At 73.9% G+C, this 22,210-nt stretch carries 17 protein-coding genes; 6 read left to right on the top strand and 11 right to left on the bottom strand.

Translation table 11 applies throughout. From position 1 onward, the window contains the following. Nucleotides 1–18: 18 nt before the first annotated feature. Nucleotides 19–1,449 (bottom strand): dihydrolipoyl dehydrogenase, encoded by a 1,431-nt coding sequence (lpdA, locus tag O7620_RS02685; protein ID WP_278121726.1) that lies wholly within the window; start codon nt 1,447–1,449, stop codon nt 19–21. A gap of 140 nt (nt 1,450–1,589) precedes the next feature. On the opposite strand from lpdA, the gene O7620_RS02690 reads away from it, so the two are divergent. Beyond that, on the top strand, nt 1,590–1,916 hold the full coding sequence (locus tag O7620_RS02690) for a hypothetical protein (RefSeq protein WP_151492520.1): 327 nt from the start codon (nt 1,590–1,592) through the stop codon (nt 1,914–1,916). Nucleotides 1,917–1,955: 39 nt separating this feature from the next. On the opposite strand, the gene O7620_RS02695 is transcribed toward O7620_RS02690, so the two are convergent. Beyond that, on the bottom strand, nt 1,956–3,530 hold the full coding sequence (locus tag O7620_RS02695) for a leucyl aminopeptidase (RefSeq protein WP_278121728.1): 1,575 nt from the start codon (nt 3,528–3,530) through the stop codon (nt 1,956–1,958). Nucleotides 3,531–3,693: 163 nt separating this feature from the next. Between O7620_RS02695 and gcvT the strand changes: the two genes are divergently transcribed. Beyond that, the gene (gene gcvT, locus O7620_RS02700; protein WP_278121730.1) at nt 3,694–4,824 is read left to right on the top strand and encodes a glycine cleavage system aminomethyltransferase GcvT; all 1,131 of its coding nucleotides are present in this window, start codon (nt 3,694–3,696) and stop codon (nt 4,822–4,824) included. Nucleotides 4,825–4,935: 111 nt separating this feature from the next. On the opposite strand, the gene O7620_RS02705 is transcribed toward gcvT, so the two are convergent. The 3 genes from O7620_RS02705 to O7620_RS02715 all read right to left on the bottom strand — a co-directional run bounded on the left by O7620_RS02705 (nt 4,936) and on the right by O7620_RS02715 (nt 8,929). Further along, nucleotides 4,936–6,231, bottom strand: a complete 1,296-nt coding sequence (locus tag O7620_RS02705; RefSeq protein WP_278121731.1) for a DUF2314 domain-containing protein — start codon at nt 6,229–6,231, stop codon at nt 4,936–4,938. Nucleotides 6,232–6,297: 66 nt separating this feature from the next. Continuing rightward, entirely contained in the window at nt 6,298–7,071 is a 774-nt protein-coding gene (locus tag O7620_RS02710; protein ID WP_278121733.1) for an adenosylcobinamide-GDP ribazoletransferase, read from the bottom strand. Next, a complete protein-coding gene (locus O7620_RS02715; RefSeq protein WP_278121735.1) occupies nt 7,061–8,929 on the bottom strand; it encodes a bifunctional adenosylcobinamide kinase/adenosylcobinamide-phosphate guanylyltransferase in 1,869 nt (622 codons plus the stop codon). The genes O7620_RS02710 and O7620_RS02715 overlap by 11 nt, the downstream gene beginning before the upstream one ends. 190 nt (nt 8,930–9,119) lie before the next feature. Here O7620_RS02715 and O7620_RS02720 point away from each other — a divergent pair, with 190 nt between their 5' ends. Next, on the top strand, nt 9,120–9,320 hold the full coding sequence (locus O7620_RS02720) for a hypothetical protein (protein WP_030337978.1): 201 nt from the start codon (nt 9,120–9,122) through the stop codon (nt 9,318–9,320). Continuing rightward, entirely contained in the window at nt 9,320–10,117 is a 798-nt protein-coding gene (locus O7620_RS02725; RefSeq protein ID WP_278126824.1) for a site-2 protease family protein, read from the top strand. Before O7620_RS02720 ends, O7620_RS02725 begins: the two co-directional genes overlap by 1 nt. Nucleotides 10,118–10,168: 51 nt before the next feature. On the opposite strand, the gene O7620_RS02730 is transcribed toward O7620_RS02725, so the two are convergent. The 6 genes from O7620_RS02730 to nadA all read right to left on the bottom strand — a co-directional run bounded on the left by O7620_RS02730 (nt 10,169) and on the right by nadA (nt 20,431). Further along, nucleotides 10,169–11,167 carry an aldo/keto reductase family protein gene (locus O7620_RS02730; protein WP_278121737.1) on the bottom strand — a complete coding sequence of 333 codons (999 nt, stop codon included), beginning with the start codon at nt 11,165–11,167 and terminating at the stop codon, nt 10,169–10,171. A 45-nt stretch (nt 11,168–11,212) separates the two neighbouring features. Further along, complete coding sequence (locus tag O7620_RS02735) at nt 11,213–15,934, bottom strand: WG repeat-containing protein (RefSeq protein WP_278121739.1); 4,722 nt, start codon at nt 15,932–15,934, stop codon at nt 11,213–11,215. 385 nt (nt 15,935–16,319) lie between these two features. Beyond that, a complete protein-coding gene (locus O7620_RS02740) occupies nt 16,320–16,880 on the bottom strand; it encodes an XRE family transcriptional regulator (protein WP_151492130.1) in 561 nt (186 codons plus the stop codon). Between the two features lie 140 nt (nt 16,881–17,020). Continuing rightward, nucleotides 17,021–17,614 (bottom strand): DUF3043 domain-containing protein, encoded by a 594-nt coding sequence (locus O7620_RS02745; protein ID WP_151492129.1) that lies wholly within the window; start codon nt 17,612–17,614, stop codon nt 17,021–17,023. 74 nt (nt 17,615–17,688) lie between these two features. Beyond that, complete coding sequence (gene murA / locus O7620_RS02750) at nt 17,689–19,044, bottom strand: UDP-N-acetylglucosamine 1-carboxyvinyltransferase (protein WP_347403749.1); 1,356 nt, start codon at nt 19,042–19,044, stop codon at nt 17,689–17,691. A 211-nt stretch (nt 19,045–19,255) separates the two neighbouring features. Next, nucleotides 19,256–20,431, bottom strand: coding sequence for a quinolinate synthase NadA (gene nadA / locus O7620_RS02755; protein ID WP_278121741.1), 1,176 nt, complete (start codon nt 20,429–20,431; stop codon nt 19,256–19,258). A gap of 68 nt (nt 20,432–20,499) precedes the next feature. Between nadA and O7620_RS02760 the strand changes: the two genes are divergently transcribed. Both O7620_RS02760 and erpA read left to right on the top strand, forming a co-directional pair. Beyond that, entirely contained in the window at nt 20,500–21,639 is a 1,140-nt protein-coding gene (locus O7620_RS02760; protein WP_278121743.1) for a glycerate kinase, read from the top strand. Nucleotides 21,640–21,821: 182 nt separating this feature from the next. After that, entirely contained in the window at nt 21,822–22,190 is a 369-nt protein-coding gene (gene erpA / locus O7620_RS02765) for an iron-sulfur cluster insertion protein ErpA (RefSeq protein WP_007463211.1), read from the top strand. The last annotated feature ends 20 nt before the right edge of the window (nt 22,191–22,210 follow it).

The raw sequence follows: 22,210 nt of genomic DNA on the forward strand, positions 1-22,210 counted from the left end.
ACGCCGCGGTTTGGGTGATCAGGCGTGCGCGTGCAGCGGCTTGCCGGCGAGGGCCAGGTGCGCCTCGCCCAGGGCCTCGTTCTGGGTCGGGTGGGCGTGCACGAGCTGGGCGACCTCGGCGGGGTACGCCTCCCAGTTGTAGATGAGCTGCGCCTCACCGATCAGCTCACCCACCCGGGCGCCGACCATGTGGACGCCGACGACCGGGCCGTCCTCGACCCGGACCAGCTTGACGAAGCCGGTGGTCTTGAGGATCTGGCTCTTGCCGTTGCCGCCGAGCGAGTAGTTGTACGCCTGGACCTTGTCGGCCCCGTACTGCTCCTTGGCCTTCGCCTCGGTGAGACCCACCGACGCCAGCTCCGGGTCGCAGTAGGTGACCCGCGGGATGCCCACCTCGTCGATCACGGCCGGGGTCTGCCCGGCGATCTCCTCGGCGACGAAGATGCCCTGCTGGAAGCCGCGGTGCGCGAGCTGGAGACCGGGCACGATGTCGCCGACCGCGTAGACGTTCGGCACGCTGGTGCGCAGCCGCTCGTCGGTCAGCACGTAACCGCGGTCCATCTTGACGCCCTGCTCCTCGTACCCGAGGTTGGCGGTGTTCGGGCCGCGACCGACGGCGACGAGCAGCAGCTCGGCCTCGACGGTCTCGCCGCCGGAAATGGTGAGCTTGACGCCGTTCTCGGTCTTCTCGACCTTCTCGAACGGCTTGCCGACCTTGAAGTTGATCTTCCGCTTGCGGAACGCCCGCTCCAGCGCCTTCGACGACTCCTCGTCCTCGGCGGCGACCAGCCGGGGCAGCGCCTCGACGATCGTCACGTCCGCGCCGAAGGACTTCCACACGCTGGCGAACTCGACGCCGATCACGCCGCCACCCAGGACGATCACCGACGACGGCACGCGGTCCAGGGTCAGCGCGTGGTCGCTCGTGATGATCCGCTCGCCGTCGACCTCCAGGCCGGGCAGGCTCTTGGCGTACGAGCCGGAGGCCAGGATCAGGTTGCGCCCGGTGTAGCGCTTGCCGTCGACCTCGACGACGTTCGTGCCGACCAGCTTGCCGGCGCCGGCCACGAAGGTGATGTTCTTCGAGCCGCCCACCAGGCCCTGCAGGCCCTTGTACAGGCGGGAGATCACGCCGTCCTTGTACGAGTTGACCCCGGCCATGTCGACGCCCACCAGCTCGGCCTTCACACCGAACTGCTCCGACTCGCGGGTCTGGTCGGCGACCTCGGCCGCGTGCAGCAGCGCCTTCGTCGGGATGCAGCCGTTGTGCAGGCAGGTGCCGCCGAGCTTGCCCTTCTCGATCAGCGCGACCGAGAGGTCCAGCTGGGCGGCGCGCAGCGCCGCCGCGTAGCCGCCGCTGCCACCTCCGAGGATGACGATGTCGAAGGTCGCTTCGTTCGGCTCGCTCACGTCCAACTCCCAGGTCGCGTCACTGCATTCGGGGGTCACTACGGGTTAACACGGACACACCCCACCTCGGTCATCTTGTCACCACTGGGCACGGGGTGCGTAGTGAGGTGCCCAACGACACGTCATCGACACGTACCCTTGGCTCCGTTGTCGATGACGTCAGGTGGGGGAGAGGTCCGGTGGGGTTGTTCCGGCGCCGCAAACAGGCGCGTGTGCCGAGTCACGACCGCGCGGCCGACCGAGGCGATCTGACCCACCTGGAGAACTTCATCCGGAGTCGGCGGGGCGTCGAGGCGTTCATCGAGCCCCGCACGACCGTGACGGAGACCACCGTCATCCTGATCGCCGACGACGGGGAGTGGACCCGCCGGCGGATCGACGGCCCCGACGGCGCCCGGCGCTTCGCGTACCGGATGGGCATCCCTGTGTACGACGTCCGGCTGATGGGCTACCCGCAGCGGATGCGCGACTACAACGAGCGACGCAAGCGCCGCCCCGAACGGTGATCGGGGCGCCCGTCACGACGGGCGCCCCGATCAGCGACATCAGCCGTTGGTGGCGACGTCCTCGACCAGCTGCACCAGGGTGCGGACCGGCACGCCGGTGCCGCCCTTGGTCCAGTAGCCGGTCGGCTCACCGGAGTGGTAGCCCGGCCCGGCGATGTCGATGTGCGCCCAGGCCACGTCGTCGGCCACGAACTCGCGCAGGAACACGCCGCCCTGCAGCATGTGACCGGCCCGGTCCATCCCGGCGTTGACCTGCGAGATGTCCGCCACGTCGGAGTCCATGCCCTTGCGCACGTCGTCCGGCAGCGGCATCGGCCAGGCCGGCTCGCCGACCGCGTCGCCGACCACCCGGACCCGCTCGCACAGCTCCGGGGTGCCCATCACGCCGGCCATCCGCTTGCCCAGCGCGATCACCTGGCCGCCGGTCAGGGTGGACGTCTCGAACAGGTAGTCGGTGCCGTCCTCGCAGGCGCGGGCGATCGCGTCGGCCAGGACCATCCGGCCCTCGGCGTCGGTGTTGAGGACCTCCACCTTCTTGCCGCTGTACATGCTGATCACGTCGCCCGGCCGGTAGCTGGTGCCCGACGGCATGTTCTCCGCCATCGGCAGGTACCCACTCACCGCCACCGACGGCTTCAGCGCCGCGATCGCCAGCATGGCGGCACCCACCGCGGCGGCGCCCGCCATGTCGGACTTCATCTCCCACATGCCCTGCGCCGGCTTGATCGAGATGCCGCCGGTGTCGAAGGTGATGCCCTTGCCGACCAGCGCGACCCGCTTGCCGTTGCCGCCGCCCTGCGGGGTGTAGGTGAGCTTCACCAGCCGCGGCGGCGCCTCCGAGCCCTGCCCGACCGCGATGATGCCGCCGTACCCGCCGGCGGCCAGCGCCGCCTCGTCCAGCACCTCGACCTCAAGGCCCGCGTCGCGGGCGGCACCGGCCACGGCGTCGGCGAACGACGGCGGGCGCAGCTCGTTCGGCGCGGTGTTCACCCAGTCCCGGCTGAGCCGGACCGCGCCGGCCACCGCCTGCGCCCGGGTGATCTCCGCCTGGGCGCCCGCGTCGCCGGCGTCCGGCACCGCGATCAGCACCTCGGCCACCGGCTCGCGCCGGGTCGGCTGCGGCCGGGTCTTGTAGCCGGCGAACCGGTACCCGCCGAGCAGCGCACCCTCGGCGACGGCGCGCAGCGCGGCCGGCGCGTCCGCGTCGTCCGGCAGCGGCATGGCCAGCGCCACCTTCGGCGCGCCCGCCAGGGCGCGGACGGCCGAGCCGGCGGCACGGCGCAGCGTCTCCGGTGCCGGGGCGGCGCCGGACGGCTCCGCGCCGAGCCCGACCGCGACGACCAGCGGGGCGGTGACCGTGCCCAACGTGGCCAGCTTGATCACCTCGCCCGGGCCACCGGTCGCGCCGAGCAGCGCCAGTGTCTCGGTCAGCTTGCCGTCGAACGCGGCGGCGATGCTCTCCGCGCCGCTGGCGAGCAGGAGGGTGCCGGTGAGGCCGCTGGTGGCGCCCTGCTCTCCGGTCTGGCTGTGCACGCCGATCACGATCGCGTCGACGGCGAGCTCCGCGGGGTCGGTGTCGACCAGGCTCAGGGTGGTGGTGCGGGGCGATGTCACTGAAGCTACTCCGGGCGGGCCGGGCCGGTCGCGGCGTCGCGTACCGGCGATGAAGGTCTCCGGCGGAACCTACCCGCCAGACGTCAGGGCTGTCCCGCCGATCGTGCCGGCAGGGGTCCCGCCGATGCTAACCAGCCACGTTGCCCCCGGTAAGTTGCCACCCATGACCGACGTGACCTCCGACGCCGCCGCGACCCGGCTGCGCCGTTCCCCGCTGCACGAGCGGCACACCGCCGCCGGCGCCAAGTTCGCCCCCTTCGGGGGCTGGGAGATGCCGCTGGAGTACGCCGGAGGCGGAGTGCTCAAGGAGCACACCGCGGTGCGTACCGCGGTGGGGGTCTTCGACGTGTCGCACCTGGGCAAGGCGCGGGTGAGCGGCCCCGGAGCGGCCGACTTCGTCAACGCCTGCCTGAGCAACGACCTGGGCCGCATCGGCCCCGGACGGGCGCAGTACACGCTCTGCTGCGACGACGCCACCGGCGGCGTGGTGGACGACATCATCGCCTACCTGTACGCCGACGACCACGTGTTCCTCATCCCGAACGCCGCGAACACCGCCGAGGTGGTGCGCCGGCTGCGCGCCGCCGCGCCGGAGTCGGTCACCGTCACCGACGAGCACGAGGCGTACGCGGTGCTGGCCGTGCAGGGCCCCCGCTCGGCCGACCTGCTGGGCGCCCTCGGCCTGCCCACCGAGCACGGCTACATGAGCTTCTCCGCGGCCAGCCTCGACGGGGTGGAACTGACCGTCTGCCGCACCGGCTACACCGGCGAGCTGGGCTACGAACTTGTCGTGCCGGCGGAGCACGCGGTGGCCGTCTGGGACGCGCTCAACGCCTTCGGCGAGGCGTTCGGGCTGCGTGCCTGCGGGTTGGCGGCCCGGGACACGCTGCGCACCGAGATGGGCTACCCGCTGCACGGGCAGGACCTCTCGCTGGACATCACGCCGGTGCAGGCCCGCTCCGGCTGGGCGGTGGGCTGGGACAAGCCGGCCTTCTGGGGCCGCGACGCGCTGCTCGCCGAGAAGGCCGCCGGCCCTCGCCGTACGCTGCGCGGCCTGGTGGCCGTCGACCGCGCCATCCCGCGACCGGGAATGACCCTGCACGTGGGCGACGAGCGGGTCGGCGAGGTCACCAGTGGCACCTTCTCGCCGACCCGCAAGCAGGGCATCGCGCTGGCCCTGCTGAACACCGACGCCAACCTGACCGACGGCGACGAGGTCGAGATCGACATCCGAGGCCGCCGCGCCCCCCTGACCCTGCAGAAACCCCCCTTCGTCAACCCCTCAGTGAAGTAACTCCACCCGGGGCCGCACCCCTGTGGTTGATCATGGGGTTGACGGGTCATTCGGAGATCGAACTCACCGTCAACCCCATGATCAACTCTGTCGGCCGGTGGGGGGTGGGGGTTACGGGGTTGGGGTGGGGGGTTCGCCGGAGTCCAGGACGGCCTGGGTCCAGCCGCCTTCGATGACGCCGGTGGCGTCCAGGACGGCCCAATCCACCACGTCGGTGGCCTCCACCACCACGGGGGCGCCGATGCGTACGCTCTGGTCGGTGTTGGCGTCGCTGGCGCTCACCCCGACGATCCGCTCCGGGGTCTCCCACGAGGTGACGCCCGCCCAGACGTACTCCGGGCCGTCGTCGCCGGGCAGGCCGTACTTCACCACCAGCTGCGACTCGGCGGGCAGCCCGCCGGCGACGAACCGTGCCCGCGCGTCGCCCAACGCGGCGCGGGCGGTCGCGACCGCCCGGCTCATCGCGTCACCGGCGCGGGCGTAGCGCACGTCCGGCTGGATTCCGGAGAACAGCGTCGCGCAGGCGGCGGCGTAGTACCGCCCGTCCGGACCGGGATGCCCGGCCGGCGGGCGCAGGCTGAGGAACGAGTCGGCCTCCGGGTCGGTCGCCGGGTCCAGTTCCAGGCGCAGCAGCACCGGCGCGGTCGCGCCATGCTGCTCCGGGTTGCCGTACGCCACCGCGATGTCGTGCCCGGTCACCGTCGCCAGGACCGGCAGCTGCACGAACGCCGGCACCTCCTCGCCGGCGAGCCCGTCGGTCCAGTCCCGCAGGAGCCGCCGCGCCGCCCCGGTCATCACCGCGCCCCAGGCCCGGGTCAGATGGTCGGGCACCCCCTGGGTCTGCAACTCCAGCAGCCCGAAGCGGCGCAGACCCTTGGTGGTGAACCACAGCCCCTCGGTGTCCGAGGAGTACGGCACCAGCACCCAGTCGACCAGCCGGATGCGGCCCTGCTCGTCGGGGAGCGAACGCAACGCGGTGGCCGGGTCGAGGAACTGCAGGCCGAAAACGTCCACCACGTCGCCGTCGACGGACTCGGCGACCGCCGCCGCCACCGCCCGAGCCGCCCACTCGTGCGCCGGCGGCCAACCGGGCCGGTACTCGGCCTGCACCACCACCAGATGTGTCGCCGCCGCCAGCCGCGCCATCTGCGCCTCGGTGGCGCCGAACGCGGTGAGCAGATCCGGCGGCAGTTCGGGGAACTCCGCGATCGGCCGGGTGTCCACGCTCATGAGCGGGCTGTCCAGCATCTGCCGGGCGAGCCCGTGCACCGGCTCGGCCAGCCGGCCGGTCAGCGCCGCCACCGCCGTCTTCGCGCTGACCTTCGGCAGCCCCGCCATCGGCACCAGGTAGGTCGCGCTGAGCGACTCCGGGACCGGTACGGGCAGGAAGTCGTCGGTGATGAGCATGTTCGTTCCCCCGGTGGCCGCGCCGGTGCTGTCGAGGCGAACGCTACCCGGCCGGCCGCGCCGGCTTCAGGCGGACAGCACCAGACCCAGGTAGACCAGCGTGGTGACCACCTCGATGGTGGCGCCGAGCACGTCGCCGGTGATCCCGCCGAGCCGGCGTACCACGTGGCCCAGCAGCGCGACCGCGACGGCGAGCGCGGCGACGACGGCCAGCGGCCCCTGCCACGGGCGGCCCGGCACGGCGGGCACCGCCAGCAGCACGACGGTGACCGCGCCGGCGGCCAGTGCCAGCGGGCCGACCGTGCCGGCGACCAGCGCGCCGAGGCCGTCCGGCCGGGCCGCCGGTACGCCCCGACGGCAGGCCACGGTCACGCCGAGTCGCCCGGCGGCGGTGGCCGCGACCACCGCCGCGAGACACGCCGGCCAGGGCCGGGCGGCCAGGTCGGTGAGCGCCGCCGCCTGCACCAGCAGGACGACCACCAGGGCGACCACCCCGAACGGGCCGACGTCCGGCTTCTTCATGATCTCCAGTGCGGCCGCGCCCCGGCGGTACGAGCCGAGGGCGTCCACGGTGTCGGCCAGCCCGTCCAGGTGCAGCCCCCGGGTGAGCAGGGCCGCGGCGCCCACCGTCACAGTGGCGGCGACCAGCGGTGCGGCGACCGCGCCGACGAGCAGCAGCACACCGGCCAGCAACGCCCCGAGCAGGGCGCCGACCAGCGGGGCGAGCGCCATCGCGGTGCCGGCCACCGGGCGGTCGATCCGCCCGGTGCGCACCGGCAGCGTGCTGAACGTGGTGACCGCCAGTCGGGCGCCAGCGAGGAGCCGCGACTCAGCCGGCACGCCAGCCCGACGCCGGCTGCTCGTCCGCACCGGTGCTGGCCGGGCCCGGCCCGGCCGGCTCCGGCTCGGGGTAGTCCGGCTCGGCGTAGTCCGGCTGGGTCTGGTCCGGCTGCTCGGGCTCGGGCCCGCCGCCGCCCAGCGACGGGTGGGCGGGCAGCGCGGCGGCCAACGCCAGCACCGAGCGCAGCAACGGGAGCGCGACCAGCGCGTTCGCCCCCTCGCCCAGGTCCAGTCGAAGGTCGAGCAGCGGGGTGAGGCCGAGCACGTCGGCGGCCAGCCGCACCGCGGGGTGCCCGCCGTGGTCGGCGAGCAGGCACCAGTGCCGTGCCTGCCCGGCCAGGTCGCGGCTGACCATGCCGGCGGCCAGCCCGACCGGCCCGTCCAGCAGCACCGGCACCCGGCGGGCGGTCGCGCCGAGCAGCACGCCGGTGGCCACCGCCACATCGCCGCCGCCCAGCTCGGCCAGCACGTCCTTGGCGCCGCGCGGCGAACGCCGGGTGCGGTGCAACGCGTCGCGCACCGCCGCGCAGCGGATCATCCAGGCCGCGTCGTCGATCTCACCGGAGTCGGTGATCACCCGGCCGAGCACGGCCGGCGGCTCCGCGCCCGCCGTCGCCGCGAGGACCGCCGCGGCCGCCGCCTCGGTGCCGGCGCCGCACGCCCCCAACACCAGCAGCTGTACGCCGGCGTCGGCGGCCTGCTCGGCCAGCCGCCAGCCGTACCGCAGCGCCGACTCGACCTGCGCGGGGGACAACGCCGGCTCGTCCTCCATGGCCGCCGCGGTCGGGGCGTCCACCACCTGCAGGCTGGCGCCGCTCTCGGCGGCCAGCCGCGCCAACGCGCCCTGCCCGGCGCGGGCCTGCGTGGCCCGGCGCGCCGAGTCACCGGCGATGGTGCCGGCCGACGCCCCGCCGGCGTGGTCGCCGTGCAGCAGCAGCACCCGCACCGAGCCCCAGGCGACCGGCGTCGAGGTGGCCTGCGTGGCGGCGGCGAAGCCGACCACCCGGTCCAGTACGCCCAGCCCGGCGCCGGGCATGTCCAGCGTGGCCAGTCGGTCCACCGCCTGCGGGCCGGTGTACTCGTCGGGCATCGGAAGTTCCATGCCCGGCTGGATGACGAGCCCGGTCGCCACCATCGGCAACGCCATCGTCGGTGCGGCCCACGGGTTGCCGGGCTCCTGGTTCGGGGCGGGCGGCGCGGGGTGGGTCAGCACGTCCGGCAGCTGCACCTCGGGGGTCGGCTCGGTGTCGCCCGGGCTCACCGCGACCGGCGCGGTGGCGGTAGCCGGGGCCGCCGGCGCGGGCGAAGCCGCGGTCGGCTTCAGCCAGACCGGCTGGCCGGCGACCACCAGCACCACCGCGTCGCAGGCGTCGGCGACCGCGCGGTTCGCCGCGCCCAGGGCGTCGGTGAACGCCCGACCCAGCGGGGTGGTCGGCACCAGTGACAGCCCCACCTCCGGGCTGACCAGCACCACCCGGGCCGAGCAGGTGCGGATCGCCTCGGCCAGCTCGGCGATGGTCGCCACGTCGTCGGCCGGCTGGTGGTCGGGGTCGAGCAGCACCGTCACCCAGCCGCCCAGGTCGTCCACGAGTAGCGTCTCGTTGGGCTCGGCGGACGCGAGCACGTCGGCCAGCCGGCGTGGGTCCTCGGCGGTCTCCTCGGTGCTCCAGCTGCCCGGCCGTCGGGAGCGGTGCGCCGCCAGCCGCGTCGCCCACTCGGTGTCCTCCGGGTCGCCCTCCGGTGCGGTGGCGAGGTAGCGGACCACCGGCGCGTCGGTGACCAGGGACTCGGCGAACTCCGACTTGCCGGACCGGATACCGCCGAGCACCAGGACCGTGTTCCACCCGTCAACGGACATGCCCGTACCTTAAGGCCGGCCCGGGTCGCTCTGCCTGCCGGCCCGGCGCTCACTTCGGGCCGCCGTACCGGCCTGGATTGATCAACCCTTGGGTCGCGGCGGGGGCGAGCGAGCGGCCGTCCGGCGCGGGGCCGACTACGCTGGCGAGGGTTCGTCCCACGGGGACTTCAGCGGCGAGGGGAGACGCGGCATGGCGTGGAGCTGGCGGTACGAGGGCACGGACGGCCAGACGGTCGAGGGACCGGCGGAGTCGTTCGGCAGCCAGGCCGACGCCGAATCCTGGATCGGTCAGACCTGGCGGGAGCTCGCGGCGTCCGGCGTCACCTCGGTCGCGCTCGTCGAGGACGACCGGGTGGAGTACCGGATGAGCCTGCTACCCACGGCCGAGTGATGGGCTACGACCGGCCGGGCGCCGACGGGCTGGTGCTCGGCGTGCCCAGGGCGGCGTTCCGGCCCAGCCCGGTCTTCCTCGGCCTGGTCGCGCTCCTCGCGGTCAGCGGGGTGCTGACCTGGAACGGGTACGGCAACGTCCGCGTCAACGTGTTCCTGTTCGTGGTCTCCGGTTGGCTGGTCTCGCTGTGCCTGCACGAGTACGCCCACGCGGTGGTCGCCTACCGGGCCGGCGACCGGGACATCGCCCACCGCGGCTACCTGACGCTCAACCCGTTCAAGTACACCCACCCGCTGCTGTCCATCGTGCTGCCGGTGGTGGTCGTGCTGCTCGGCGGCATCGGCCTGCCCGGTGGCGCGGTGTGGGTGGACCGGCACGCCATCCCGGGGCGGCTGCGGCACACCCTGGTCAGCCTCGCCGGACCGGCGACCAACGTGCTGTTCACGCTGGTGCTGGTGCTGGCGGTGCGACTCGGTACGCAGTCCGGCGGCCCGGTGGAGTTCTGGGCCGGGGTGGCGCTGCTGGCGTTCCTCCAGCTCACCGCGAGCGTGCTCAACCTGCTGCCGGTGCCTGGTCTGGACGGCGGCAACATGATCCAGCCGTGGCTCAACCCGCAGTGGCGCAAGATGTACGACCTGTTCGCCCCGTACGGATTCATCCTGCTGTTCGCGCTGCTGTGGAACCCGCGCATCGGCGGCTGGTTCTTCGACGCGGTCTTCGCGGTCGGTGACCTGCTCGGCCTGCCGGCGTGGCTCTACGCCGTCGGCCTCGACCTGATCCGCTTCTGGCAGAGCTGACCCGACCGGGCCGGTCGACGCGAGATCCGCACCGACCGGCCCGGGCTCTCGTCAGGGACGCTGCGCGGGGGACACGGTCTTCGCCGGGTTCCGTTCGGTGACCGGCTCGACGATCTCGTCGATCGCCGTGAGCAACTCGGCGTCGAGCTTCACCCCGGCCGCCTTCACGTTGTCGTGCACCTGCTCGGGGCGGGACGCGCCGATGATCGCCGACGAGACGTTCGGGTTCTGCAGAACCCACGCCACGGCCAGCTGGGGCATGCTCAGCCCGGCCTGCTCGGCGAGCGGCTTGAGCCGCTGCACCCGGGTGAGCACGTCGTCGTTCATGAACCGGGCGATGAAGTTCGCGCCGGACTTCTCGTCGGTGGCGCGGGAACCGGCCGGCGGCGGCTGACCCGGCAGGTACTTGCCGGAGAGCACGCCCTGCGCCATCGGCGACCAGACGATCTGCCCGATGCCCAGCTCCTCGCTGGCCGGTACGACCTCGGCCTCGATGACCCGCCACAGCATCGAGTACTGAGGCTGGTTGGAGATCAGCGGGACGTGCAGCTCGCGGGCGAGCGGGTGGGCGGCGCGCAGCTGCTCGGCGGTCCACTCGGAGACGCCGATGTAGTGCGCCTTACCGGAGTGCACGACGTCGGCGAACGCCTCCATCGTCTCCTCCAGCGGCGTGCTGTGGTCGTACCGGTGGGCCTGGTAGAGGTCCACGTGGTCGGTACGTAGCCGGCGCAGCGAGCCGTCGATCGACTCCATGATGTGCTTGCGGGACAGGCCACGGTCGTTGCGACCCGGCCCGGTCGGCCAGTAGACCTTGGTGCAGATCTCCAGGCCCTCGCGGCGCTCGTTCTCCAGCGCCCGGCCGAGCACGTCCTCGGCCCGGGTGCCGGCGTACACGTCGGCGGTGTCGAAGGTCGTGATCCCCGCGTCCAGGGCGGCCCGCACGCAGGCGAAGGCGGTGTCCTCCTCGACCTGCGAACCGTGGGTGAGCCAGTTGCCGTACGAGATCTCGCTGACCATCAGGCCGGAGCGGCCCAGGTGTCGGAATTTCACGTCCCGACCCTAGCCCCCGGTGGATCACGATCGCCGACCGGCGTCTCAGAGCACCGGGTTCGCGTCGGTGAGCAACCGGTCGATCTCCGCGAGCACCTCGGCCCGGTCGCGGTGCACCGGGTCGATGAGCGGCTCACCCCGGCGGTCCAGCGCACCCCACCGGCCGGTGGCGCTGCCGATGAGGAACGCCACCGGATGGATGACCAGCATCGGATGCGCCGGCGGCACCAGCACCGCACCGGAGCGATCCACCACACCGCGTCGACCCGCCACGTCGACGACGGCGAGACCCTCGTCGGTGAACCCGTCGATCTGCTCGCCGTCGGCCAGCTCGGTGCTGAACCCGTGGTAGCGGGTGGGCACCACGATCCGGCCGTTCCGGTCGACCGCGCCCCACCCCTCACGCCGTACCGCGGCCACCCCGCGCCGGAACGGGCGCACCTCGGCGAAGTTGGGCGGCACCTGCACCGCGCCGGTCGCGTCGATGGCCGTCCAACCGCCGTCGCCGACCACCCACGCCAGGCCGTCGCTGAACGGGCGCGCCATCCGGTACGACGGCTGGATCACCGTCGTACCGAGCAGGTTGATCAGCGACCAGCGGTCGGTGTCCGGGCGCCGGACCCACGCCAGCCCGTCGTGGAACGCCTGCACCTCCGCGTACCGGGCCGGGATGACCAGCTCGCCGTCCGGGTCGGTGTACCCCCACAGCGGTCCGTCCCGGCCCGGCATCGGGGGTCGGTCACGGTCGAGGATGTCGTCCCGACTCCGGGGGTACGGCCCGAAGCCGTCCGCCGACGCGCGGGCGGTGACCGCGTCGAGGGCCACCCGGACCCGGTCCAGCAGCTCCGGGTCGCCGGCGCCGCGCAGGTCGAGCGCCCGCTCGAAGTGGTGGCACGCCTCCATCAGCCGCCCCTGGTCGTGGCAGGACCGCCCGGCGTGCTCGTGCAGCGCGGCCCGCAACCGGTCCGGCAGCTCGATCGAGTTCGCCCGGGCGAACAGCAGGTCGGCCTCGGCGAAGTCGCCGCGCCAGCGCAGCACGTGGGCCAGCCGGGCCTGGGCCAGCGCGGTCCGGCGCAGCTCGCCGGTGGCCTCGGCGTAGGTGAGGGCGAGCCGACCGTCGGCCAGCGCGTCGTCCAGTTCGCCGAGGATCCGGGAGGCCACCGCCCGCAGGCTGAGCAGTCGCGCCCGCGTCCGGTTGTCGATGGCCGAGCCCAACTTCTCGGTCAGCCGCCGCCGGATGGCTCGCAGGTCGTCGGGCTCGGTCAGCTCCTCGCGCAGGGTGACCGGGTCCAGCCGCCAGCGGTACGCCCCCAGGACCTGCTCCGGGTCGCCCGGGTCGGCCAACGACGGACGGGTCGGCTCCGGCGGGTCGGCGGGCGGCGCGGACACCGGTGCGTTCTCCCCGGGCGACCCGGTCCGCGGCCCGGGGATGGCCATGGCAGGCACGCCCGACACGGGTGCTTCCGGTGTGGACACGGGCGGCGCGGAGACGGGCTGGTCCGCGTCGTGGTCGGGCGGCGTGGAGCTCACCTCGGCCGCCGGGTCGTCCTCGCCCGGGTCGCCCTCGTCCGGGTCGGCAGGCGTGACGGCCGGGACGGGAGCCGACTGGTGGTCGCTGTCCGAGACCGGCGCCGGTGGCCGGGCCGCTGCCTCGGGGTCCGTGACGTCGGCCGGCTCGCTGGAAACCTCGGAGGCGCGGCCGGAAGGTTCAGGGGCGGGTTCGGTGTGCTCGTGCGGCGTCGTGACGCTCGGCGCCCCGGAGACCGGGCGCGCCGGTGGACCGGACACCGGCCCGAGCGCCGTCGATCCGGGTCCGGGCTTCGCAGCTACGTCGTCGTCGCCCCAGGGGTCGCCGGCGGCCTCGCCGTCCGCAGACGCGGGGAGCGACCCGGTGGACGCCGTCGCGTCGTCGGGCGCGGACACGGGTCGCGCGGGCGGCGCGGAAACCGGACGCGCGGGTGGTGCGGACACGGGCGGTGCGGAGTCCGGGTACGCGGGTGGTGCCGAGACGGGGCTCGCGGGTGGTGCGGAGACCGAGGCCGCGGGTGGAGCGGACACGGGCGGTGCGGAGTCCGGGTACGCGGGTGGCGCGGAGACCGGGTACGCGGGCGGCGCGGAAACCGGACGCGCGGGTGGTGCGGACACGGGCGGTGCGGAGTCCGGGTACGCGAGTGGTGCCGAGACGGGGCTCGCGGGTGGTGCCGAGACCGAGGCCGCGGGTGGAGCGGACACGGGCGGTGCGGAGACCGGGCGCGCGGGTGGCGCGGAGACCGGGTACGCGGGCGGCGCGGAGACTGGGGGCGCGACCGGCTCGACAGTCCGGTCGGGCCGTCGGTCCGTCGGCGGGCCACCGGCGGTCGGCTCGGCGGACGTCGTGCGCCGCTCCTGCCGCTCCGCGGTCACCGGCGACGAGTTGGCCGCGTCGTCGAGGACCGACCCTGCGCCGGTCGCCGAATGGTCCGTCGTTGTCTCGTCCTGGTCGGACTCCGCCTGCTGGGCGGGATTGAACCAGGCGTCCGGCCCCCGCACCGGAGCCTCGGCCGGTTCCGTTGCGGGCGGCACCGATGATTCCGAGGGCGGCGGTGGAACGTAGCGGCGCGGCACGCCCGGGGCGACCGGAAGCGCCGGACCGGCGTCCATCGCGGGCGTTGCGGGCGTGCCCGGCGGTGGCGTGGTCACCGGGGTCGGCCGGGTGGTCGCCCGATCCGGGTGCTGCCAGTTGGGCGGTGCCGTCTCGCCGGTCGTTCGGCTATCGGCTGCCTGCTCGTCGCCCCGCCGCCCGTCGCCGGAGCGGCCTGCGGGGCTCGCCCCCGGGTAGCGCGGCGGTGCGGCGGGTTGAGCGGGGGCGGTCGGCGCCGGCTCGGACGGCGTCCGACGCTCGGGGGACAGCGAGGGTTCGTCGGTCCGCGGTGGATCCACCGGCGCGGGCAGGAACTCCAGCCGGAGCCGGGCGGCCGGCGGGCCGGAGACGGGTACGTCCGCTGCCGGTGAGACGGGTGCCGCCGACACCGGTCGGTCCCGATCCGGACGATGCGGCGGGCTGTGGTCGGTCGCCCGGTGCCCGTGGCCCGTCGAGGCGGGGGAGACCGGAGCGGCCGAGACCGGTCGGTTCCAGGCGGGGGAGACCGGGGCGGCCGAGACCGGTCGGTTCCAGTCGGGTGCGGCCGGCGAGACGGGCGCGGGGGACACCGGTCGCTCCGGGCGGGCCGGGGTGGCGCGCCCGGTGCCCGGCGTGGCCGGGGACACGGGCGCCGGTGGCACCGGTGCGGTCCGACCAGGGGTGGCCGATGGAGGCGTGGCCGCCGCGGCGGGACGCGCGGGCCGCTCGTCGTGCCGGGGTGGCGGGGCCGGCGCGCGCTCGGAACGGGCAGCCGGCCGCGCCGCCACGCCGGGGTCGGCAGGGCGGTGTGGTTCGGCGGTGCGGTGCGTCTCGGGGCGGTGGCCCACCTCCCGGGCGCGGTCCTGGCGCACCGGACCCGGCGGTGGCCAGGGCAGGCCGCCGTCGGGTCGGTGGCCGGGCTGTGGCCGCGCCTCGCGGTACGTGTCCTCGCGGTACGTGTCCGGCCGGGCCTCCTCGCGGGGGCGTCGGTCCGGGTACGTCTCGGCGCGGGCCGCCGCCTCGCGTGGCTGCTGCCGGTGCGGGTCGGCGTCCGGTCGGCGTCGCTCGTCGTCCCTGCGCGGCTGCCCCGGTGCCTCCGCGTCGGGTCGGCGGCGACGTCCGTCGTCGGCCGTCCGTGGTGTGGTGCCACCGTCGTCCGGGCGGTACCGCCGCTCGACCGGCACGCCGGCGTCCGGCCGGGCCCGTGCCACCGGCCGGACGTCGTCGGCGGCCCGCTCGGGCCGGCGGGAGTCGTCGGGGGCCCGCTCAGGCCGGCGGGCGTCGTCGGGCAACCGCTCGGGCTGACCGTCCGGGCGGTAGCGCGGGCGGCTGTCCACGGGCGCCCACTGGCCGGCTCCCTCGGCGGCCCAGCCGTCCACCGGGCGGCCGTCGTGACCCCGGGGGGGTCGGACCCCGTACCCGTCGGCGGGGGGTCGTTCGTAGTCGGCGGCCGGCCGATCCTGCGCGGCCCGCCGGCGCGGCGGCTCCTCGGGTTCCCGAACCCAACCGGGTTCGGTGCGGGGTGCGGGGGAGACCGGTGGCGCGCTCGGGTATCCCCGGTCCCGTTCGGTCGGCTCGTGGCGGGACCGGCGGGTGTCGTACCGCTCGGTCGCGGGCTGGTCACGCTGCCAGGCGGCCTCGCGGGCCGGTGCGCGCTCGTCGCCGGAGCGTCGCTCGGACCAGGCGGTCCGCCGGTCCGGCTCGGCGGAGCGGCGGTCGTCACGCCGGGGCGGCTCGGGCAGTGGCCGTCGGTACGGCTCGTGGTCGTACTGGCGGGTGTCGGCGGGCCGGCCGTGGCCGGCGGCCTCGACCGGACGATCGTCGCCGCGGGGACGGCCGTAGCCGTGGTCGTCGTCAGCCCAGGACCGCCCGTGGCCCGGCTCCTCGTCGGGCCAGGAGCGGCCGTACGGGTCCTGTTCGGCTGGGGGCTCGTCGGCCCACGATCGGCCGAGGTAGGTGCCGTCGGGGCGGGTGGGTGCCAGTGGTGGGACCTCGGTGCGGCCGACCACGGTGGCCCGGCCGCGTGGCGGCGGGGGTGGTTGGTGGGACATCCCGATGTCGCCGGGGTAGCGCTGGCCGGGGAACTGGGGATGCCACTCGGTGGTCGGTTCGACCACCCAGGACGGTTCGTTCGGATCCCGCCACCGGTCGGTGTAGCGCCCGCTCATTCGCCGAGCCCGTCGCCACACCCGGCCGTTGGGCCGATCCCCGTCCGAGGTGCGCCGTCCGCGGTCGTGCCGCGGTGACCGCCGGGCGTCCGGTCGCCGCCTGCCACGCCCCGGTGGCCGGCTCGCGTCCGCTCGCTCACGGCGTTGTCACCTCGTTGCAAATTGTCGCGCTGGGGCCTCGCGTGCCGGTCAGGTCGCCCGTTCCGGCAGGGCGTGGCTGCGGATGGAGGGTAACGGCGTGGGCTCTCTCACCGCCACTGTGGCACCGCCCATGGGCGCAAACGTTATCCCATGGTTTCGGACATTTGGGTCTATAACCCAATCTGACCTTCGACGATACCCCAACCATCGGCCCAGCGGCTCGCGCGGGACACCCGCCCCAGGGTCAGGGATGCTCCATGACGAGGACGGCGAAGGTGCCCGGACGCAGCGCCTCGTAGCGGTGCGGCGCGTCGCCGGGGAACGTGGCGTAGTCTCCGGGATCGAGGTCGACGAGGCCCGATGCGGGCCCCAGCCGCAGCCGCCCGGCAGCGACCACCACGTGCTCGACGCTGCGCGGCGTGTGCGCGTCCGCGGTACGGACCGCGCCGGGCTCCAACCTGATCAGATAGATGTCCCGCCGCAGATGCGCGGCCCCGGCGCTGAGCAGGGTGCCGGTGAAGTCGGCCTGCTCCGAGCGGACCTGCGGGCCGTCGCCGGCCCGGATCACCCGTACGCCGTCCGCGGCCGGCTCCACCAGCCGACTGAGCGGTACGCCGAGCGCTTCACTGAGCGCCCACAGCGTCTCCACGCCCGGGTTTCCGGTCCCGGACTCCAGGTGGGAGAGCGTGGACTTGGCGACCCCGGCCCGGCGGGCGAGCTCGGTCAGGGAGATGCCGACCCGTTCCCGTTCCCGACGCAGGGCGCTGGCGATGGTGGTCAGCGGGGCGGCCGGCTCGGGAGACATGGCTTCGCTCCAGGGGATCAGTGTGGTTGCACCGCACAGCGACGACCTGTTCACCAGGGTGAACTATGCGAACGGTACAACGAACGACCGGGCCCCGGATGCTTCGTGCTCATCCGATGCCGCTCATCGCGGCGCGGCGCTCAGACCTTCTCGCCGAGCTTCACCTGAGGAGCCGGAGCGCGCATCCGACGGAAGGTGATCGACCGCATCACCGCGTACAGGTAGAGCGAGCCCATCCGCTGGTCGGTCTTCGGGAAGCGTTCCCGGACCAGCTTGCCGATCTTGCGGCAGATCAGCACCGAGTCGACGACCACGCCCAACGCCAACGCGCCCCAGAGCACGTTGGAGATCAACCGGACCAGCGGCGGCATCGCCGCGTTCGACCCGATCAGCACGATCAGCGCGCCGCCGAAGAACCAGGTGCCGACGGTACGGCGGGAGTCGACCACGTTGCGTGCCAGCAACCGCTCCGGGCCCCGGTCGCGGGGGCCACCCTCGCGGCGGAACTCCGACGCGGCCTCGGCCCGCAACTGGCGGCGGCGCTCCCGCTCCTCCTCCTTGGTGAGAGGACGGCTGGGGCCGGCCGGGCGGCGGCCGACGGTCGGCCGCTTCGGCGTCTCCCGACCCTTGGCCGGGGTGTAACCCCGGGGACGGTCGGCGGTCTCCCCGGGGGTCACCGAGGTGACGGCCTCGTCGACGAGGTCGGTGGACTTGCGGCGAAAGAGCGACGGCACGCGGCAAGGGTAGCCAACGCGCCGCGCCCGGTGCACATCGCGGTGCACCGGGCGCGAACAGTATGTGGTCGGGGTTACGGACGCTCGGCGTGCGCGCCCAGATCGGCGAGCTTGGCCTCGAAGTCCTCGTAGCCCCGGTTGATCAGGTCGACGCCGTACACCCGGGAGGTGCCCTCGGCCGCGAGCGCCGCGATTAGGTGGCTGAACCCGGCCCGCAGGTCGGGGATGACCAGGTCGGCGGCGTGCAGCTTGCTCGGCCCGGCGATCACCGCGGAGTGCTTGAAGTTGCGCCGGCCGAAGCGGCACGGGGTGCCGCCGAGGCAGTCCCGGTAGACCTGGATGTTGGCGCCCATCGAGTTCAGTGCCTCGGTGTAGCCCAGCCGCTGCTCGTAGACCGTCTCGTGGACGATCGACAGGCCGCGGGCCTGGGTCAGCGCCACGACCAGCGGCTGCTGCCAGTCGGTCATGAAGCCGGGGTGCACGTCGGTCTCCAGTGCCACCGCGTTCAGCTCGCCACCGGGGTGCCAGAAGCGGATGCCGCCCTCCTGGCCCGGGTCGCCCAGCTTCGGCGCACGCGCGTCGGTGACCTCGTACTCACCGCCGACCGACCGGAAGATGTTCAGGAAGGTCATCATGTCGGCCTGCTGCGCGCCGAGCACCTCGACGTGGCCCCGGGTGGCCAGGGCGGCGGCGGCCCAGCTCGCCGCCTCGATCCGGTCCGGGATCGGCCGGTGGGTGTAGCCGTGCAGCTTGGGCACACCCTGGATCTCGATCACCCGGTCGGTGTGCACCTTGATGATCGCGCCCATCTTCTGCAGGATGCAGATCAGGTCGACGATCTCCGGCTCCACCGCGGCGTTGCGCAGCTCGGTGACGCCCTCGGCCAGCACCGCGCTCAGCAGCACCTGCTCGGTGGCGCCGACACTCGGGTACGGCAGCGCGAACTTGGTGCCGTGCAGGCCGTTCGGCGCGGACAGGTGCAGACCCTCGGGCCGCTTGTCGACCGTCGCGCCGAACTCCCGCAGGGCCTGCAGGTGGAAGTCGATCGGACGCGGGCCGATGTGGCAGCCGCCCAGGTCGGGGATGAACGCGTGCCCGAGCCGGTGCAGCAGCGGACCGCAGAACAGGATCGGGATCCGGCTCGAGCCGGCGTGCACGTTGATCTGGTCGGTGCTGGCGCTCTCCACGTTCGCGGGGTCGAAGACGAGCTCGCCGTCCTCGGCGCCGTCGGTCACCTTGACGCCGTGCAGACCGAGCAGACCTCGGACCACCTCGACGTCGCGGATCTTCGGCACGTCGAACAGCCGGCTCGGGCTGTCACCGAGCAACGCGGCGACCATCGCCTTCGAAACCAGGTTCTTCGCGCCGCGCACGCGGATCCGCCCTTCGAGCGGAGTGCCTCCATGCACGACCAGGACGTCGTCGGTCAACGCAACCTCCAGCGCGTCGGTGCTGCTGTGTTGATGGTGGGGAGCGTGAACCTTGTCGCTACCCCGGAAGCGGCCATATCGAAACGGCCCGCTTGCGTCGTCGCTCCGGCAGCATAGCCCTCGGTGACGAAAAGGACTCGGTCACATCGGCGTGTGTGGCATTAATCGGTGATCCGGCGCTTTTGTGTGCCAAAGGCGTCACGGATCGTAATCATGCGCCGGGCAGGGCGAGCATCTGGTCCAGTGCCACCCGGGCGTGGTGGGCGGTGTCGGCGTCCACCGTGATCTGGTTGACCACCCGACCGGCGACCAGCTCCTCGAGGGCCCAGACCAGGTGCGGCAGGTCGATCCGGTTCATCGTCGAGCAGTAGCAGACGGCCTTGTCCAGGAACATGATCTGCTTGTCCGGATGGGCCAACGCCAGCCGGCGGACCAGGTTCAGCTCCGTGCCGAGCGCCCACGCCGAGCCGGCCGGCGCCGCCTCGATGGTCTTGATGATGTACTCGGTCGAGCCCACGTGGTCGGCGGCCGTGACCACCTCGTGCCGGCACTCCGGGTGGACCAGCACGTTCACCCCGGGCACCCGCTCGCGGACGTCGTTGACGCTCTCCAGGGTGAACCGGCCGTGCACCGAGCAGTGCCCCCGCCAGAGGATCATCTTGGCGTCGCGCAGCTGCTCCGGCGTGCGGCCGCCACCGGGCTTGTGCGGGTCGTAGAGAACGCAGTCGTCCAGCGACAGGCCCATCTCCAGCACCGCCGTGTTGCGGCCCAGGTGCTGGTCGGGCAGGAAGAGCACCTTCGACCCCTGCTCGAACGCCCAGTCCAGGGCGCGCTTGGCGTTCGACGACGTGCAGACCACGCCACCGTTGCGGCCGACGAAGCCCTTGATGTCAGCCGAGGAGTTCATGTACGTCACCGGGACGGTCTCCGCGGCGATGCCCAGCTCGGTCAGCGTGTCCCAGGCGGCCTCGACCTGGCCCAGCACGGCCATGTCCGCCATCGAGCAGCCCGCCGCCAGGTCGGGCAGGATCACCCGCTGGCTGTCCGTGGTGAGGATGTCGGCGCTCTCGGCCATGAAGTGCACGCCGCAGAAGACGATGTACTCCGCGTCCGGACGCGCCGCCGCCTCCCGGGCCAGCTTGAACGAGTCGCCGGTCACGTCCGCGAACTGAATCACCTCGTCGCGCTGGTAGTGGTGCCCCAGCACGAACACCTTGCTGCCCAGCTTCGCCTTCGCCGCCGTGGCACGGGCCACCAGATCCGGATCGCTGGGCGCCGGCAGGTCGCCCGGACACTCGACGCCGCGCTCGGTGTCGGGGTCGCTGCCCCGGCCGAGCAGCAGCAGAGCCGTCGCCGCGTTGGAGGGTTCCACCCAGGTCGAAGTCACGTCCCCCATGGTCCCACAGCGCGAGCGCGCCACCGCGTCCGTCGGTGTGGGCTGCCACACTGCTCGGCATGCGCGTGCTGCTCTGCCCGGACAAGTTCGCCGGCACCCTGCCCGCACCGGAGGTGGCCGCCGCGGTCGCAGTCGGTTGGCGCACCGTCACCGACGGAGACGATCTGCTGATCCGGCCACTCGCCGACGGCGGGCCGGGCTTCGTGGAGGTGCTCGCCGAGGCCCTCGGCGGTCGGCGCGTACCGGTGCCGACGGTCGACCCGCTGGGCCGGCCGGCGGCCGGTGAGATCCTGCTCACCGCCGACGGCGCGACCGCCTACCTGGAGAGCGCCCAGGCGTGCGGGCTGCACCTGCTCGCCGCCGCCGAACGCGACCCGAAGACCACCACCTCGTACGGGCTGGGCCTGCTCGTGGCCGCCGCGGTGGAGAGCGGCGCACGGACGGTGGTGATCGGGCTGGGCGGTTCCGGCACCAACGACGCCGGCGCCGGCATGCTCGCCGCGCTGGGCGTGACACCCCTCGACGCGGCGGGTGCCGCACTGCCGTACGGCGGGGCGGCGTTGGCCCTGGTCGACGCCCTCGACGGCGCGCCCCGGCTGCGCGACGCCCGGCTGGTGGCCGCCACCGACGTCGACAACCCGCTGCTCGGCCTGCACGGCGCCAGCAACGTGTTCGGCCCGCAGAAGGGCGCCGACCGCGCCGACGTCCTGCTGCTCGACGCCGCGCTGGAGCGCTTCGCGCGCGTGCTGGAACGGGACCTGCCCGGCTGCCCGGTCGGTCTCGGCGTGCTGCCCGGTGGCGGTGCCGCCGGTGGTCTCGGCGCGGCCATCCTCGCCCTGGGTGGCGGCTGCGAGTCGGGCATCGGCCTGGTCACCCGGGCCACCGCACTGGACGCCGCGCTGGACACCGTCGACCTGGTGATCACCGGCGAGGGGTCCTTCGACCACCAGTCGCTGCGCGGCAAGGTGGTCGCCGGAGTGGCCGGCGCGGCGCGGGACCGGGGCGTCCCCTGCGTGGTGGTGGCCGGCCAGGTGAGCACCGGCCGACGGGAGGCCGCGTCGGCCGGGGTGACCGAGGCGTACAGCCTGGTGGAGCACTTCGGTGGGGAGGGGGCCGGCGGGCTCGACGCCGCGCTGAGCCGCCCCGCGGACGGGCTGCGCGAGCTGGGCGCCCGGCTGGCCCGGCAGTGGAGCCGCTGAGCGGTCCGAGTCGTCCGGTCGTCCGGGTCACGACCGGGTCGACCTGCGGCGGGGGTCACGCCACGCGGGTGCGTCCGGCCGGGGCGGCGTACGATCGGGAAAGGACCACAACCGGGAATCACTGGACGGCGCGCGGCGTTGGCCAGTGCGTCCGGACCCAAACCGCGCAGGGAGACTTCCACGTGACCACGCCAGCGCAGACCGAGTCGACCGAGGCCCAGGCCCCTACTTCCGTCGTCCTCACCGACGTCGCGGCGCAGAAGGTCAAGGCCCTGATCGAGCAGGAGGGCCGCGACGACCTGCGGCTCCGCGTCGCGGTGCAGCCGGGTGGCTGCTCCGGCCTGCGGTACCAGCTCTTCTTCGACGAGCGTTCGCTCGACGGTGATGTCGTCACCGATTTCGGTGGTGTCGAGGTCGTCGTCGACCGGATGAGCGCCCCGTACCTGTCCGGCGCGACGATCGACTTCGCCGACCGGATCGACGCCCAGGGCTTCACCATCGACAACCCCAACGCGGGCAACTCCTGCGCCTGCGGTGACTCGTTCAACTGAGTCGCGCACCACGCACCAGC

Origin of the sequence: Micromonospora sp. WMMD710 (assembly GCF_029626045.1) — a bacterium.
In the GTDB taxonomy this organism is placed as follows: Bacteria; Actinomycetota; Actinomycetes; order Mycobacteriales; family Micromonosporaceae; genus Micromonospora.